Genomic DNA, 15,483 nt, shown 5'->3' on the forward strand with positions numbered 1-15,483 from the left:
GGGCAGGTTTGGTTTTTTTATGCTTCATCCGTCGTAAGAGCTTGTTCAACGGAATAGAATGTACAAGCGGTTTGACTAACTGAGTGAGTCGGAGGGATGAGATGAGCATTTTTCTAAGTTATGTTTTATTAGGGTTGTCGCTTGCAGCACCCCTTGGACCAGTAAATGCTGCACAGCTTGACCGAGGCATTAAAAATGGGTTTCTGCATTCATGGCTTGTTGGCTTAGGGGCAACAAGTGCTGACGCTGTATATATGATGCTCGTTTTTGTAGGGGTAGTACAATTAATTGAAATTCCATTCATTCAATCATTTTTATGGTTATTTGGCTTTTTTGTATTAGTTTATACGGGCTTTGAAAGCTTGCTTGGTGCAAATAAAATGTCAATTGAAATGACGAGAGGTAAAAAGGAGTCACATCTAAAATCATTCGTTTCTGGGTTTTTCATTGCATTATTTAACCCGTTGAACATCCTGTTTTGGCTTGGCATTTTTGGTTCTATCCTAGCGAAAACGGTGACTACATATGATGACCACATGTTACTTTTATACTGTGCAGCCATCTTCATTGGGATTATTGTATGGGATGTGACGATGGCTGGTCTTGCTAGTGGAATGCGTCGTTATTTAACGACTAAGCTCTTAGGCCGTATTTCTGCGATTTCTGGATTATCACTGATTGGTTTTGGTGTGTATTTTGGCATTCAAGCATGTAAAAACTTATTTTAATTTCGTAAAAAGCGTTCCACTTGATTGTTTTGGTTTTTTCCAAAAATGCCGCATGATGAGGGTAGCGAGACTAATGATGATAACAAATAAGAAGCTAACAAAGAAACCAGGTCTACTTGTTGAATGAAAAAGGGTTCCTAAAACAGCAAGAAGGATAAGGATAAATCCTACAAAGCGCTTAATCTGATCCATTGTCGTGAGTTCTGATAGTCGACCATACGAGCCTAGAATGAAAAACCAGTTATACAAAAGCATCAGTCCTGCTGCCGTCGTGATGTATTCATACATACGTCCAGGCATGACAAGCGATAGAATAATGGAAACAATGATCCCAACAGTCGTAAGAATTATGGCAGGAAAAGCAATGTCTTTCTTCGTCTTTTTAGCTAAAAGGGCAGGGGCATCTTTGTCTTTTGCTAATGTAACAAGAATACGAATGACTGCAAATAAAGACGCAACCATAGTTGAGAAGCCAGCTATGATAAAAACACCATTAAAAATATCTTGAACGTACCGAATGTGATAAACGTTTAATGCGGTGACAAACGGGCTCTCATCTGTACTAATGGTCGTTGATGAAACAAGGATGAGCGCAAGACCAATAGAGATGATATAAATGGCTCCTAAAACAAAAAGCATCACTTTTCCAGATGTAGCTGCCTCTGTTTTATCTTTTAAACGAATGGCGAGCAAGCCCATAATTTCAATGCCTCCAAAACCATAAAACCCATAAATAAGCGAGGGGAGTAGACCTTTTATGCCATTTGGAAAAATAGCGTCATAGGTTCGTGGAATGGTTTGTTGCTCTGTTCCATTTCCGAACATACCAAAAAGGGCAAGAATGGCGAGTATGATAAACATTAGAATGGCAGCTATTTTTAATACGGCAAGTACATTTTCAATTCGATCAAACCCTTTTGAGCCAGCTAAAATAACGAGTAATCCAAGGGCAGCATAAATACAAGCGAAAATCCAAAGTGGAATGCCAGGAAACCAAAAACGAGAAAAAATCGATAAAGCGGTCATTTGACTTCCGATAATTAACATTTCAGATGACCAATAAACCCAGCCGCTTGAAAAGCCAGCCCAGCGACCGTACGCTTTTTTAGCATAAGAACAAAAAGATCCTTTATCGGGATCCGCTATTGTCATTTTGGCAAGGGCTTCAAAGACAAAATAGGTGCCTAAAGCTGCAAGGGCAAATGATAATAAAACAGCAGGACCAGCCATGCTTATTGCGATGCTTGATCCAAGAAAAAAGCCTGTTCCAATCGTGCAAGCAACACCTAACAAAGATAACTGCCACCATTGCAACGGTTTTTCAGATTTTTCAGCTGATGTTGATTTCACACTCATCCACCTCCCATTGGTTAGTGTTAGAAAAAATAATCGTTCTTATGTAAAGGCACGTAAACAAAAAAATGAGAAAGGAGGGCATCTTCCGTTCTCATTTTTCGTGTTTACTTTCTGCGCGAGCGATAGGGAGGGTGCAACAGCGAAAAGAGCCTCCAGATTTAATGATTTCGGTTATATCGATTTCAATTACTTCAAATCCACGGCTTAGAAGCTGTTCATTTACATGTTTATTGCTTGGTAAGCTGAATATTTTTTTATGTCCAATCGATAAGACATTTGTTCCAAGTGTAAATTGCTCTTCCTCAGATACTTCAATCAAATCATAGTGGTATTTTAGAATGTTTCTTTCTTTTTTAGTGAAAGCTTTAGGAAAATAAATGGCTTCATGAGGAGAAATGATGTTAAAAACACAATCAAGATGAAGATATTTTTCTGTGAACGGAATCGTTATCACTTCATATGCAGGTAAGAGGGAACGCATATGCTCGATTGCATCCTGATTTGTACGGTTACTAAGGCCAATGAAGATTTTGTTACGGTCAATGATGACATCTCCACCTTCGATGCGGTCGCCAATCAAGTTATAATAAGAAATTTCTTCGTCCTCAAGCCATTTTTTAAGCACATTTTCTTCCCCTTGTCTGATTTTGCTCGCCATTTCGGCAACATAAATCGTTTGTCCAAGGGTGAAGCCAATGTCTCGAGTGAAAACCTGTTCTGGGTAATTTTCTAGTGCAGGAAGAAAGATGACATCAATCCCTTGTGATTTTAGCGCATGAACAAACTGCTTGTGTTGTTTTAGGGCAAGCTCAATGTGGATTCCTTCATTTTTGAAATGCTTTTGTGTATCGTTTATGACGTCTTTAATTTCCATATATTGTGGCTTACACAGAATGACCTGTTCTAACGGGTCGTATTCACTACGACAGAATGGTTGGTTTTTTTTCTTCAGCATGGAAAACATCTTCATCCTCCAATTGGTTTACTTTCTTATAGAATGACCGATAAAAGCTGAAATATAAGTGAGTAAAAATTGAAGAGGAAGATGCCATTAAAGAGTGTTTGAAACGATAATTATTTTGTGAAGCTTGCATTTATAATAAGATTGGCTACATTTATTCCACTTAATGTGACCATTGGAGAGCCGCCACCTGGATGAGTGGAGCCACCGACAAAGTAGAGATTGTGAAGGTCTTTTGCTTGGTTTGTTGGTCTTAAGAAAGCATCGCGCGCTTTATTTGATGACGGTCCATATAAGGAGCCGCGATAAGCATAAAATTGCTTTGAAATGTCTTTTGGACGAATGATTTTCTCTGCAATAATGGAAGGACGAATGTCGAGTCCTTTTTCTGCGAGCTTTTGGTAAATCAATTGTTTATAAGCTTCTTCATCGATTACCGATTCAGGCGTCAAGGCAGGGGCATTAACAAGAATAAAAAGATTATCTCCCTGTGGTGAGACAGATGGATCTGTATAAGAAGAATTGCAAATATAAATGGTTGGATCTTTTGCATATTGTTTCTCTTTAAAAAGAGCCTCAAATTCTTCTTTATACGCTTCACTGAAATACACTTGGTGATGAATAAGCTGTTTCATATGCTTGTTTAATGAGGCTAGAATGACAAATGCGGATGTAGACGGTTCGAAGCGACTAATTTTTGCATTGCGAAAAGAAGGTCTAAATCTTTCATCTACTAATTCAGGAAAGACTTGAAGTAAATCTCCGTTCATCACAATGAGATCGACATCTTTTTGTTCACCATTTTCACATTCGATCCTTTTAATTGATTGCTTTTGTACATGAAGCTTCTTGACTTCCATGCCGCGGTGAATCTTCACACCGAGCTCGATTGCTCGTTTTGTAAGGCCTTCTGCAATCGTTGGATTTCCGCCTTTCACGTAATAGACACCCTCAATGAGTTCAAGATAGGCAATCATCGCAAAGGTTGCAGGTGCCATAAAGGGAGAAGACCCAATATACGTTGCGTAACGATTTAACATTTGCACGTGATGCTCATGCTTGAAAAAACGTCTGTGAAAATGATCAAGTGACTCAAGTGGACGTACTTTCCTTAAAGCAGAAGCTAGCTTAGGAGAAAAATAGTCTTTCCAATTTGAAAAGGTCTTTGGGAAGAAATGTGCTTCTGATAACTGATAGAGTCGTGTAATTTCTTGAAGGTACACAGAGAATGTTTCAGCTGCTTGTGGGTCCTTTTGTGCTAGCTGGGACTTCATCTCGTCGATATTCGTTGACATATCAAACGTACTACCATCTGAAAATACATTACGGGTATGAACGTCGAGTTTGATAATTTGAAAATAATCATCAGGGTTTGCTCTCGTTTGTTTGATGACCTGTTGAAAGACGTAGGGCATCGTAATCGTATTTGGACCGAAGTCGAAATGGGTATCACCAAGCTGATAGCGCATCATTTTTCCACCGAGGTGTGTATTTTTTTCATAAAGATGGACGTCAAAGCCTGCGTTAGCAAGGAGAATAGCTGATGTTAATCCGCCAAGTCCTGCTCCGATAATGCCTACCTTTTTCTTCACGTATATCGACGCCCCTTCCATTCGAATCCCTTGCCTTTTAGCCCAAGGTACATGGAGTAATACATGGTTGCAAGAAGTGCTAGAGCCGCAAATGGCATGAGGAGCCATAAGAATCGATCCTGTCTAGTAAAAACATCAATGATTAAACGCACAAGCCACGTTAGTAAAAGGGGGATGATGAAGAGTATGCTCCCTTTTACTAAACCATACATGGCTAGTGGGAGTGGTGCAACAAATACAGCTAGATAAAAGATTGTAAGGAAAACAACGAGAGGGATGGAGCGCCCAAGGCCTGGGAAAATATTTTTCGAAAAACCTTTCCAAACCTCTCGATTCGTTTCATACATTTGGCATGTAACGGAATCCGTCACATTTGCTAGGCAAGCTTTTTTACCGATTTGCTTAACAGCACGGGTTATATGCACATCCTCAACGAGAGACGATTTCACTGTTTTGTGTCCACCAACTTGTTCATATGTTTCTTTTGTAAAGAGCATGAATGCCCCGTGAGCCGCTGTAAATGCAGGTTCAATTGTTCGATTTGCTTTAAACAACGGCAAATGAAGAAGGACGACGACATGCTGCATCGGAACAAGTAATTGACTTAGCCAGGTTGTCGTTGGAAAGCGCGGAAAGCCTGAAAGTAGTCCAACTTGTTCTGTATTCATTAATGTAAGCGCCTGTTCTATCGTATTTGGCTCAAGCCTAATGTCCGCATCGATAAATAAGAAATAATCGCCTGTTGCTCTTTGCCCAAGCTGGTGACAAGCATGAACCTTACCGACCCAGCCTTTTGGAAGGGGCTTTCCGCAAATAATCTCGACTTGCTTCAGCTTTTTAGAATGGTGTTTTAACAAGGAATATGTCTTGTCTTTTGAGTGGTCATCAAGAAACACGAAGGAAAGATTCTTGTACGTTAACGCTTGTAAGCTGGTAAGCAGGTCTACTACATTGCGTTCTTCGTTACGCAGTGGAACAAGGATCGTCACTTCTTTGTCATGAGGGAGATTACGTATAGGCTGTGGCAGTCGTGGCATAAACAAGCGATTGATCCAAGTCCAAATGACTAGTAAAGAGAGTAAGATGATGAGAGCTACTATAATCATTAACGATCCTTTCTGCTAGGCTTCAGCCATTGAAGCCATTCGCTTACTGATTTTGTACCATTTAAAAGTGGACGGTATTCATTAAGCTTATTTTGAATGATGGCGTTCTTTTGCTGATCTAGTTGATTTGTGACAATCTGTTCGAGGTAACTTGTTTGCTGTTTTCTTGACATTCTGTTCGTGGTTGCAGGAAGAACGGCTGAACCAATGTCAATATAGAGCTCAGGCCTCTGATGATGGGTAAATGTATAGTAATAAGTGACTGGAACGACTATTGTTTCAGGTTTTTTTTCAAGTAAATAAGCAACTCCTTGTTGAAAGAAAAGGGGGCGCTCTTCCAAATGCCTTTCTTCTCCCTGTGGAAAGATCCAGACAGCTTTCTTATGCTCGAGTAACGTTGCTGCATAATTTAGTGAAGTGAGAATACTACGTGGTTGATCTTTCCGTACGGAGAACGCCCCGATTTTACGGAAAAAAGGAAATTTCTTCATCCCTTCCTCACCCATCATTGCGTAGCTATCATGGTGACAAACTTTTTCTGTTACATAATAGGACACGAGACCATCCCACCAATTGCTATGGTTAACAAGCACAAGCATTGGCTGATTTGTCTTGGGAAAGCTCCCACGTATGTTTACCGAATAAAAGGAGCGTCGCAAGAGCCAGTACTTGTTGTACAAATGAAATAGTTTACGAAATGTCTTGCTTTTTTGGGCTTCAATCATCATGATTGCCACCTTTTTTAATAGAAAAATAGATAACGAGTAATATGCCTGTTAGTGTTGCAGTAAGGAACGCAGCTCCAATCAACCCATTTGTTAATGCGAGAATCATAAACATGAAAATCATTAGAGCATAGAGCCAAACCATCCGAACGGTCCAATATGTACTTTGTTCCGTCGTCCATTTTGAACGAAGGTAGAGGATGAGATAAACAAGAGTGTGAAGAATGAAGGCTAAAATAAACCAACCTGCGAAATTAGAAAAAGGAACACCATAATAAAAACCTTCTCCATTCCAGATCCAGTATTCCTTCACAAGATAAGCAACAGGATCAATAACCAAATCAATAACAACGGCAGCCAGTGCACCTATGAATGCATACATATTACCTTGTTTCAGAGGCTGCTTAATAGGACGAACGATTTGTTTGGTGATGACATGTGTTGTGGAAATGACCATTAACCAAGCAAAGCCAATCGTTAAGGGGACATCAAAAAAAATGAGGCCAAAATCAGGATTGTAGTAGTAATGTCCAAAGAATAATCCAAATTGAACACCGATCCATTCAATGAATATCGTGACAAAGAAAATCATCAATGATAGAAACAAGCCGAGTTGAAATCCATAGTTTCGTATAAAGTAGACGACACCTAGTAAGCCTGACAAGATGAGAAAAACGGCATTTGCCCATTCTAGAAATGGCGGGAGAATATCAAAAGTGAGGAGAATAACACCACATGTATACCAAAATAGAAAAAAGCGAAATAATATTCGGTCAAAACGGTTAGACATGACAAGCTCCTCCTTTTCATCTATTCTTATTATAAAGGTCAATCATTTATTTGTACAATAATTGTACAATAAAAATAGGAGGAATGAATATGGAGAAACGAGTTGTTATTGTGACAGGGGCAGGTCAAGGTATCGGTGCGGCTGTCGCTGAGGCGTTTGGTGAGAACGGTGATATTGTGATTGTAGCGGATGTGAATGAAAGCAATGCACAAACGGTTGCCAGTAAGATAAATGATAAAAACGGTGAGGCTTATCCAATAATATGTGATGTCAGAAAGGAATCACATATTGTTGAAATGATGAGTCATGTTGAGCAGCAGTTTGGCCAGATTGATGTGTTAATTAACAATGCAGGTGTATCAAGATGGAAATCTCCATTTGAATTAACAGCTGAGGAGTGGGATGACGTTCAACATACGAATGTACGGAGTGTCTTTCTTTGCTCAAGAGAAGCGGGTAAAGTGATGAGAAAACGTAAAAAAGGATCAATTGTCAATATGTCCTCAACTCGTGCGACAATGTCTGAACCTAACTCCGAAGCTTATGCAGCATCAAAAGGTGGCATTCTCGCCTTAACTCACGCACTTGCTGCATCGTTTCAAGAAGAGGGCATTCAAGTAAATGCGATCAGCCCAGGGTGGATTCATACTGGAGACATGGACGAGCTTCGAGAAATTGATCACGAACAACATTTCTCTAAACGAGTTGGTGAACCAGCCGATATTGCTAGAGCATGTTTGTTTCTAACAAATGAAGCGAACCATTTTATCAATGGCGAAAACTTAACGATCGACGGTGGCATGACAAGAAAAATGATTTATGAGCATTAATAGGATTGATCAAAAAAAGCTTGTCGGTGGAAATACCCATCGACAAGCTACCATAATGAGATAAATTAAGCTACACGACCTTTTTTTACGGAGTTTGTTTTAGTATCAACTCCTGAAGCTGTTTGCTTAATTCCACAGTAGACAAAGAATACAGCAATCAACATGTAGCCAATTGTAAAATCTTGGGCTGCATTAATGGTTAGTGCAGGTGCGTGCATAAAGCCGACAAACGATAAGAATGCTGCTATTAGGGCAAAGATTGTTGCTTGTTTAAAATTCTTATCAATAACGGAAACGGTTATAGCACCGAGTAAAATCGCTGTAAACATCGCCCCTTGTCCAAGAGGGACGATTCCCTCCGAAATACCAGCTACGACTTCACCAGCATGATTATTAAAGCGGGTCATCACGTAATTAGCGAAGTATGGAAGCATCGCAATCGCAATTGCTGGATAATACTTTTTGTCATTTGATAAGAAGGCTGTACCAACCATCGACATCCCTACAAATACAAGGATAGGAGCAACCGCTGCTAAAGGTATAATCGCAGCAAGTGCGGCAATGATACCTGACATCGCTGCAAGACCGAAGACAATTGCATTTAAAATGCTATAACCACGACCAGCGCCCATTTCTTTTGAGGCAACCGTGGCGATATAAACAGTAGTTGGGAACAATCCTCCAAAAATCGCTCCGATCATCGTTCCAACCCCGTCAACAGCTTGACATTCACGAACGTCATACGAATCACCAGCGGCAGACATCGCATCCACGTTATTCATTGTTTCAATCGCATTATAAAGAGTGATAGGAATTAATACCGCCAATAAACCAATTAGTGCACCGAATAAATAAGACATTCCTTCAAATGGAGCAAGGGTAGGAAGCATTGGATAAAATCCGACATTTGCTAAACCTTCTGTTATTTGACTTGGGGATTGAAAGCCAAGAGCAAAGGCAAGTATAGTCCCTGCAATAACGGCAAATAATGTAGCGGGAATTCGAAATGGCATGGCTACTTTCGCTACAACCCCAACAATAATAATCGCAAGAGAAACGAGACCTACAACTGGAATCTCGAACGTATTAAAGAGCATCTCACCAGCAATAAATGTGAAGGCAACCCCAGCAAGTGCACCAAGCATAGCTGCACGTGGCAGTCTACTGCGAACCCAGTTTCCGCTTAAGCTAACAAGTGCTTCAACGAGACCACTCAAGAACGCAGCGGCAACAGCAATTTTCCAAGCAAGCTCATGATCACCTGTTAAAGCATTTGCAGGTGCGAGCACCCCAAATAAAAAGACGAACATAACAGGTGTGCTAATCCCATAAGAAAGCGCCGTTACATCTGTCCGACCTTCCTTTTGTGCCAAACGTTTTGCCATGTAGGCATAATATACATTTCCAACCATAACAGCTATTGCTGCACCAGGAATGACTTTACCAAAAACAATGCTTGCAGGGAAGCCCATTCCTAGCATCGTAACAGCGATCACAACAAAATTAGCTAAATTATTTTGAAAAAGGGCGAAAAAAGCATCAGTATCTTCTTTCTTATATAATGGGTAATGAATCGCTTTTGTAGACATTGTTCATTCTCCTTATTTCGTTTTCGTAGTTGTGAGTTCATCAACAAAGGTAACGCGACCCTCAGACAGCTGATGAACACGGGCAAGTGATTCAACGCGATATCCTTGTTCTTCTAATAGCTTCCGTCCATCTTGAAATGATTTTTCAATGACAATCCCAATTCCCGCAACATGTGCACCAGCTTGGTGAACAATATCGATTAAACCAAGTGCAGCTTGTCCGTTTGCTAAGAAATCATCGATAATTAAGACCACATCGCCAGCATCCAGGAAATCCTTTGAAACGGTAATATCATTTGTTTCTTGCTTTGTAAAAGAGTAAACCGAGCTTACGAACACATCGTTATTCATCGTCAAGGACTTCTTTTTTCTTGCAAAAATGAGAGGTGTTCCAAGAGTAGAAGCAGCCATGAAGCTTGGGGCAATACCAGAAGATTCGATTGTTAGTACTTTCGTAATCCCAGATTCGCTAAAAAGACGAGCAAATTCTTCTCCAATGGCAGCCATAAGGTTAACGTCAACTTGATGATTCAAAAATGTATCAACTTTTAAAACCTGGTCTGATAGAACATTGCCACGTTCACGAATTGCTTGTTTGAGTTGTTCCATTACGATCTCTCCCTCTTTTATTAATTAAACAAAAACTCGAATGTTAAGCTCTCACGTAGACGACGAGTGAGAGCTTAACATTCGAGTTTTTGAAAAAATGAATGTCAAAACATCATTCGTAGTCAAGCCATTTACGGTAGCTTGGTAGAAACTTGTAGGCCATATCCCTACGATTATACGAGTTGTTTTCTATGATTGTTTGTGTATAGGGGTTAGTATAGATCATAAATGAAAGGAATGAAAGACATTTTTCTAAAAAAACGAATAAATGGACTTTATTCTGAAAATTCGTTCGTTAATTAGTTTAATGAGCAGACGTCATTATTTAGCAAAATAATAAAAAGCGCCTTTGAGAGGCGCTTTGTTAAGAGGGAGTGTCGATGAAGTTATTTGTGAAAGGAAGCGCCGATAATAATTAACAAGATAAACAAGACGACAATCAACGCAAATCCACTGCCACATCTGCCATAACCAGCTACAGGTCCATAGCCATAACCACAAGGATCATAGCCAGCACCAGCTACAGGTCCATATCCACCACAATAGCCATAACCAGCACCAGCTACAGGTCCATATCCAGGTCCACCAAAAAATCTCATACTTACACCGCCTTTCAACAAGGTATGCTATAGACTATGCAAAGGGTTGGGAGATGGTATTGGGTACTAGCGGAATTTGGACGTTTTACTACTAAACGGTTAGTAGGCTTTTCTAAAAGCTCGTCTTTCTGCATATTCTAAACATTTATCACAAACAACCACTCGTTCATTTCGATCTGTAATATAATTTCGCATGTATGATGTTGTATATTTACAAAAGTAGCAGCTTTTTTTCTTAAATATGGATAAGAATCGATTAAGCATGATCTACACCTCTTCTACATATTAGTTAGAAGTACATGCTTAATCGTAGCAAATCTTCATTTAGAAAAGAAGAAATACGGTTTACCTTTTAGAAACGGAAAGGAGCCCCCAGCTTTGTTGCTGAGAGCTTTTGAACAATTAATGCATTACCAGCCTCCATAAGCGCAACCAACAATGATTAGGAGGATAAACAACACAACAATTAATGTGAAGTCATGGTGATAGGCAAATCCCATTTCGATCAACTCCTTTCAACCTTTTCCATACAGCTTATGAAACTGAAAAGAAATGGGTTTGGGCAGAAGTTGAAATTAAAAATGTATCATCTATTGTTTGATAAGAAAAGAGCTTGGGTAAAGTAAGTGTAACCCACCGTATAAGCCAGGATAATTGACAAGTGCTTATCTTCGTAATAAGATATTTGTTGCAAATAAGATAAATGGATTGTAACTGAGTGAGATCAGGCAAGACCTAAATTAAGTGTGGGGGTTAAAATAGAACTACCTCTGTCTTTTTTAGGTCTTTTTTTATTTCAGTCTACTTAACAAAAAAACAGAGAGGTGTATACGATATGTTTAAAAAATTATTCGGTCTTGATAAGAAAAAAGAAGCAACGCCAGTTCAACCACAACAGGAAATGGTGCATGCCCCGTTAACAGGGAAATTAATTGCGATTGAGGATGTTCCAGATCCTACTTTTTCTCAAAAAATGATGGGAGACGGTTTTGCGATTGAGCCGTCAGAAGGTAAGGTAGTAGCTCCAGTGTCTGGTGAAATCATGCAAGTATTTCCAACAAAGCACGCAATCGGAATTAAAACTCCAGGCGGTGCGGAAGTATTGCTTCATATCGGTCTTGAGACAGTTAATATGAAAGGTGAGGGCTTTACGGCTCATGTAAAAGAAGGCGATAAAGTGAAGCTCGGTGATGCACTCGTTGATTTCGATTTAGATCTTGTAAAAGAAAAAGCAGCGAGCACAATCACTCCTGTTGTGATCACAAATATGGATGACCTTGATAGTGTTGTAAAAGAACCTGCTACTGAAACGGTTGCTGGGGAGACGCCTTTATTAACAATCAAGTCTAAAGGTTAATTGAAGTGAAAAAGTGAGGCTTCTTTAGGAGTTTCACTTTTTTTCTGCTCCATAATCGGCTATGATGAAGCTTAGGACAAAGGAAGCTAGGAGCTAAAAAGAATGAGAATAAACAAAGTGCTGAACAACAATGTTGTCGTTGTCAAAGAAGAGCAAGAGGAAATTATTGTGATGGGACCTGGGATTGCTTTTGGAAAAGGGAAAAATGATATCATCAATCCAGAAAAAATCGAAAAGGTGTTCGTTATGAAAGATGAACGTGAATATGAAAAGTTCGCACAAATTATTGATCTCCTTCCTGAAGCTCATATTGTGATTGCTGAAGAAATTATTACATATGCAGAAAAAGCCTTAAAAACAAAATTAAATGAGCATATTCATGTTGCCTTAACAGATCATCTTTCGTTTGCGATTGAACGATTTAATCAAGGCTTTGAATTGAAAAATAAACTGTTAAATGAAATTCGAGTGCTTTATGCTGCAGAATATGAAATTGGATTATGGGCAATTGATCATATCGCAAAGAAATTGAAAGTTCGTTTGCCGGAGGACGAAGCGGGTCATATTGCTCTTCATTTACACACAGCAAAGATGAACACAACGACAATGACTGAAGCGATGAATACAACGGTTTTATTAAATGAACTGATTGAGAAAATAGAAGAAACATTAAAGGTGAAGGTTGATGAAGATTCCATTTCGTATCAGCGACTACTTACTCACTTGAATTTTGCGCTTAAGCGAGTATCAGAGGGGGAAGCTTTTCATGATGTTGATGAAGACATGCATCAACTTGTGAAAGAAAAGCATCAACGCTCTTATGAAACGGCTGTTGAGCTAAGTGAATATTTATCGCAACATTATGATTTCTCTCTTCCTCAATCAGAGCTTGTTTATTTGACGTTACATATTCAGCGAATTCAACGAAAAAATGAAGACGAGGTGTCAGAATGAAAGGCGTTATTAGTTTAGGTGAAGCACTAATTGATTTCATCCCATTAGATGAAGAGAACATGACATATCAGAAAAGTCCTGGAGGTGCACCAGCAAATGTTGCTGTAGCACTTGCAAAGTTAGGCGCTAAATCTAGCTTTTTAGGAAAAGTCGGAAATGATGTACTTGGTGAATTTATGTGTGACACGTTAAAAGCGCACGGGGTAAATGTAACGCATATGAACTTAACAGATGAGGCTCGCACAGGAGTAGTCTTTGTAACATTAGACAAAACAGGGGAACGGAATTTCAGCTTTTATATTGATCCAAGTGCAGACAGGTTTCTATCAAAGGATGAATTAGATCCTTCTTTATTTACAGAAAATAGAGTTCTTCATTTTGGTTCGATTTCAATGATTAGTGAGCCAAGCCATAGTGCAACAAAAGAGGCTGTAAGATTAGCAAAAGAAAATGGCATGATTGTCTCATATGATCCAAACCTACGTCTTGGCTTATGGCCGACAGAAGAGCAAGCAAGAGAGACGATTTTATCCATGCTAGCTGAAGCTGATGTTGTAAAGATTTCAGAAGAAGAGCTAGAGTTTTTAACAGGTGAGAAGGAGCTAGATGCTGGGATTAAGAAGCTTGAATCCTACCAGCTTCCTGTTTTGCTTGTGACATGTGGTCATTTGGGTAGCTATATTCATACACAAGGACAAACAGTTCACGTTCCCGCAATGAAAGTCCAAACAGTCGATACAACGGGTGCTGGGGATGCGTTTGTCTCAGGCATTCTTTATCAATTAAATGAAGAAAATGGATCAGTTGAAGAACTTTCGCTTGATCGTTGGAAAGAAATTGTTCGTTTTGCATCGGTTTCTGGGGCACTTGCTGCTTCAACGCGTGGTGCGATGACAGCTTTGCCGACACTAGAGGAAGTGAAGAAACAACTTGAAAGTTAAATCATGATAGAGAAGGTATTCATTAAATGGATGCCTTTTTTTGTGGTTCCAATATATTGAAAAAAATATCAATACTATCCAATACTATTTCAACCAAGTAACATCTACGGCTAAAATCGTTATTCACATTACAAAAAGATTTCAATTCGATTAAAACAGCTTGAAAGACTTGCTTACAGATTGTCTAACTGATAATCTTGCAATCGTTAGACAAAACGCAAGGAGGTTTTCATTTTGAAAATAAATCGAACATCAAGAGTTTTGCGTAATATCGGATTGCCGCTTGCAACAGCGGGATTTATGATTTTTACAGCTCCATCAATCTCAGAGGCTAGTGAACTAGGAAGTAAATTGCTCCATAAAGGTATGGATAGTGAGCAAGTACAAACATTGCAAGAGTTATTAACAGAAAAAGGTCTATATGAAGATATACAAGTAAATGGTGTCTATGACAAAAATACATCTCAAGCGATTCGAAGCTTTCAAGAAAAGCACAATTTAATGGTCGATGGAATAGCTGGCCCTCAAACATTTGGTGCACTTACTGTGTTATCAGAAGGGGATAAGGGTGTCCTTGTAGAAGACCTACAAGAAAGATTGCAAAACCTTGGCTACTATCAAGGAAATTTAGATGGGTTGTTTGGCCCGCTTACACATATTGCTGTCACTTCCTTTCAGACTTCACAAGGGATAATGGTAGACGGGTTAGCTGGCCCGCAAACGTATGCAGCATTATTCAATTACAAGGCTCAAGTTGTTGAACCAAAACAGGAGGCACAAGCAGCTCCTGTTACAGCGAAAGAGGAGCCTGTTGAAGAACCGGCTGAAAGTCCAGAACCAGTTGAAAGTTCAGAACCAGTTGAAGAACCAGTTGAAAGTTCAGAACCGGCTGAAAGTCCAGAACCAGCTGAAAATCCAGAACCAGTCGTTACAGAGGCTGCAACAGAGCAAGTAGAACAGTCTGCTCCTGTAAGCAATAATGAAGCACCAGCTGAAGACAACCAAGCTACGTTTGAAATGGAAGCAACAGCTTACACAGCTTACTGTGACGGGTGCTCGGGTGTGACAGCAACTGGAATCGACCTTCGAAACAATCCAAACAAAAAGGTCATTGCTGTTGACCCAAGTGTCATTCCGCTTGGAACTCGTGTACATGTAGAAGGTTACGGTGAAGCCGTTGCTGGTGATACAGGTGGAGCGATTCAAGGAAATAAGGTCGATCTTCATTTCCCTACAAAAGAAGAAGCAATCCAATTTGGTCGTCAAACAGTGACAGTTACAATTATTGATTAATCATGATAACCTGGTAGTTCCATGAGCTACCAGTTTTTTTACTGCACTAAAAA

General features: G+C 39.6%; 16 protein-coding genes and 1 riboswitch. Of the genes, 6 read left to right on the plus strand and 10 right to left on the minus strand.

From position 1 onward, the window contains the following. Positions 1–101 precede the first annotated feature (101 nt). Complete coding sequence (locus tag IQ10_RS06280) at positions 102–728, plus strand: LysE family transporter (RefSeq protein ID WP_144449627.1); 627 nt, start codon at positions 102–104, stop codon at positions 726–728. Here the strand turns inward: IQ10_RS06280 and IQ10_RS06285 are convergent. From IQ10_RS06285 to IQ10_RS06310, 6 genes are all read right to left on the minus strand, one after another. Next, positions 720–2,084 carry an amino acid permease gene (locus IQ10_RS06285; RefSeq protein WP_144449628.1) on the minus strand — a complete coding sequence of 455 codons (1,365 nt, stop codon included), beginning with the start codon at positions 2,082–2,084 and terminating at the stop codon, positions 720–722. The two genes, IQ10_RS06280 and IQ10_RS06285, sit on opposite strands and share 9 nt — an antisense overlap. Before the next feature lie 91 nt (positions 2,085–2,175). Beyond that, positions 2,176–3,054 carry a dimethylarginine dimethylaminohydrolase family protein gene (locus tag IQ10_RS06290; RefSeq protein ID WP_437177671.1) on the minus strand — a complete coding sequence of 293 codons (879 nt, stop codon included), beginning with the start codon at positions 3,052–3,054 and terminating at the stop codon, positions 2,176–2,178. A 104-nt stretch (positions 3,055–3,158) separates the two neighbouring features. Beyond that, positions 3,159–4,658, minus strand: a complete 1,500-nt coding sequence (locus tag IQ10_RS06295; protein ID WP_144449630.1) for a phytoene desaturase family protein — start codon at positions 4,656–4,658, stop codon at positions 3,159–3,161. Next, the gene (locus IQ10_RS06300; RefSeq protein WP_199757388.1) at positions 4,634–5,743 is read right to left on the minus strand and encodes a glycosyltransferase family 2 protein; all 1,110 of its coding nucleotides are present in this window, start codon (positions 5,741–5,743) and stop codon (positions 4,634–4,636) included. The genes IQ10_RS06295 and IQ10_RS06300 overlap by 25 nt, the downstream gene beginning before the upstream one ends. Continuing rightward, positions 5,743–6,468: a lysophospholipid acyltransferase family protein gene (locus tag IQ10_RS06305; protein ID WP_158639999.1), complete on the minus strand. Its 726-nt coding sequence runs from the start codon at positions 6,466–6,468 to the stop codon at positions 5,743–5,745. The genes IQ10_RS06300 and IQ10_RS06305 overlap by 1 nt, the downstream gene beginning before the upstream one ends. Next, entirely contained in the window at positions 6,461–7,258 is a 798-nt protein-coding gene (locus tag IQ10_RS06310) for a carotenoid biosynthesis protein (RefSeq protein ID WP_144449632.1), read from the minus strand. Before IQ10_RS06310 ends, IQ10_RS06305 begins: the two co-directional genes overlap by 8 nt. 83 nt (positions 7,259–7,341) lie before the next feature. Between IQ10_RS06310 and IQ10_RS06315 the strand changes: the two genes are divergently transcribed. Beyond that, positions 7,342–8,088, plus strand: coding sequence for an SDR family NAD(P)-dependent oxidoreductase (locus IQ10_RS06315; protein ID WP_144449633.1), 747 nt, complete (start codon positions 7,342–7,344; stop codon positions 8,086–8,088). Positions 8,089–8,153: 65 nt separating this feature from the next. Here the strand turns inward: IQ10_RS06315 and IQ10_RS06320 are convergent, their stop codons facing one another. The 4 genes from IQ10_RS06320 to IQ10_RS06335 all read right to left on the minus strand — a co-directional run bounded on the left by IQ10_RS06320 (position 8,154) and on the right by IQ10_RS06335 (position 11,385). Next, complete coding sequence (locus tag IQ10_RS06320; protein ID WP_144449634.1) at positions 8,154–9,677, minus strand: NCS2 family permease; 1,524 nt, start codon at positions 9,675–9,677, stop codon at positions 8,154–8,156. Between the two features lie 12 nt (positions 9,678–9,689). Next, positions 9,690–10,286 (minus strand): xanthine phosphoribosyltransferase, encoded by a 597-nt coding sequence (locus IQ10_RS06325; protein ID WP_144449635.1) that lies wholly within the window; start codon positions 10,284–10,286, stop codon positions 9,690–9,692. 99 nt (positions 10,287–10,385) lie between these two features. Next, positions 10,386–10,487: riboswitch (purine riboswitch) on the minus strand. A 185-nt stretch (positions 10,488–10,672) separates the two neighbouring features. Beyond that, complete coding sequence (locus tag IQ10_RS18165; RefSeq protein WP_199757389.1) at positions 10,673–10,885, minus strand: YjcZ family sporulation protein; 213 nt, start codon at positions 10,883–10,885, stop codon at positions 10,673–10,675. 410 nt (positions 10,886–11,295) lie between these two features. Beyond that, positions 11,296–11,385 carry a YjcZ family sporulation protein gene (locus tag IQ10_RS06335; protein ID WP_144449636.1) on the minus strand — a complete coding sequence of 30 codons (90 nt, stop codon included), beginning with the start codon at positions 11,383–11,385 and terminating at the stop codon, positions 11,296–11,298. A gap of 335 nt (positions 11,386–11,720) precedes the next feature. Here IQ10_RS06335 and IQ10_RS06340 point away from each other — a divergent pair, with 335 nt between their 5' ends. From IQ10_RS06340 to IQ10_RS06355, 4 genes are all read left to right on the plus strand, one after another. Continuing rightward, complete coding sequence (locus IQ10_RS06340; protein ID WP_144449637.1) at positions 11,721–12,242, plus strand: PTS sugar transporter subunit IIA; 522 nt, start codon at positions 11,721–11,723, stop codon at positions 12,240–12,242. 102 nt (positions 12,243–12,344) lie between these two features. Next, the gene (locus tag IQ10_RS06345) at positions 12,345–13,196 is read left to right on the plus strand and encodes a PRD domain-containing protein (RefSeq protein ID WP_144449638.1); all 852 of its coding nucleotides are present in this window, start codon (positions 12,345–12,347) and stop codon (positions 13,194–13,196) included. Next, complete coding sequence (locus IQ10_RS06350; RefSeq protein ID WP_144449639.1) at positions 13,193–14,137, plus strand: carbohydrate kinase family protein; 945 nt, start codon at positions 13,193–13,195, stop codon at positions 14,135–14,137. The genes IQ10_RS06345 and IQ10_RS06350 overlap by 4 nt, the downstream gene beginning before the upstream one ends. A gap of 234 nt (positions 14,138–14,371) precedes the next feature. Next, positions 14,372–15,430 (plus strand): peptidoglycan-binding protein, encoded by a 1,059-nt coding sequence (locus IQ10_RS06355; protein WP_277877945.1) that lies wholly within the window; start codon positions 14,372–14,374, stop codon positions 15,428–15,430. The last annotated feature ends 53 nt before the right edge of the window (positions 15,431–15,483 follow it).

This window comes from Halalkalibacter nanhaiisediminis (assembly GCF_007830185.1).
In the GTDB taxonomy this organism is placed as follows: Bacteria; Bacillota; Bacilli; order Bacillales; family Bacillaceae_D; genus Halalkalibacter; species Halalkalibacter nanhaiisediminis.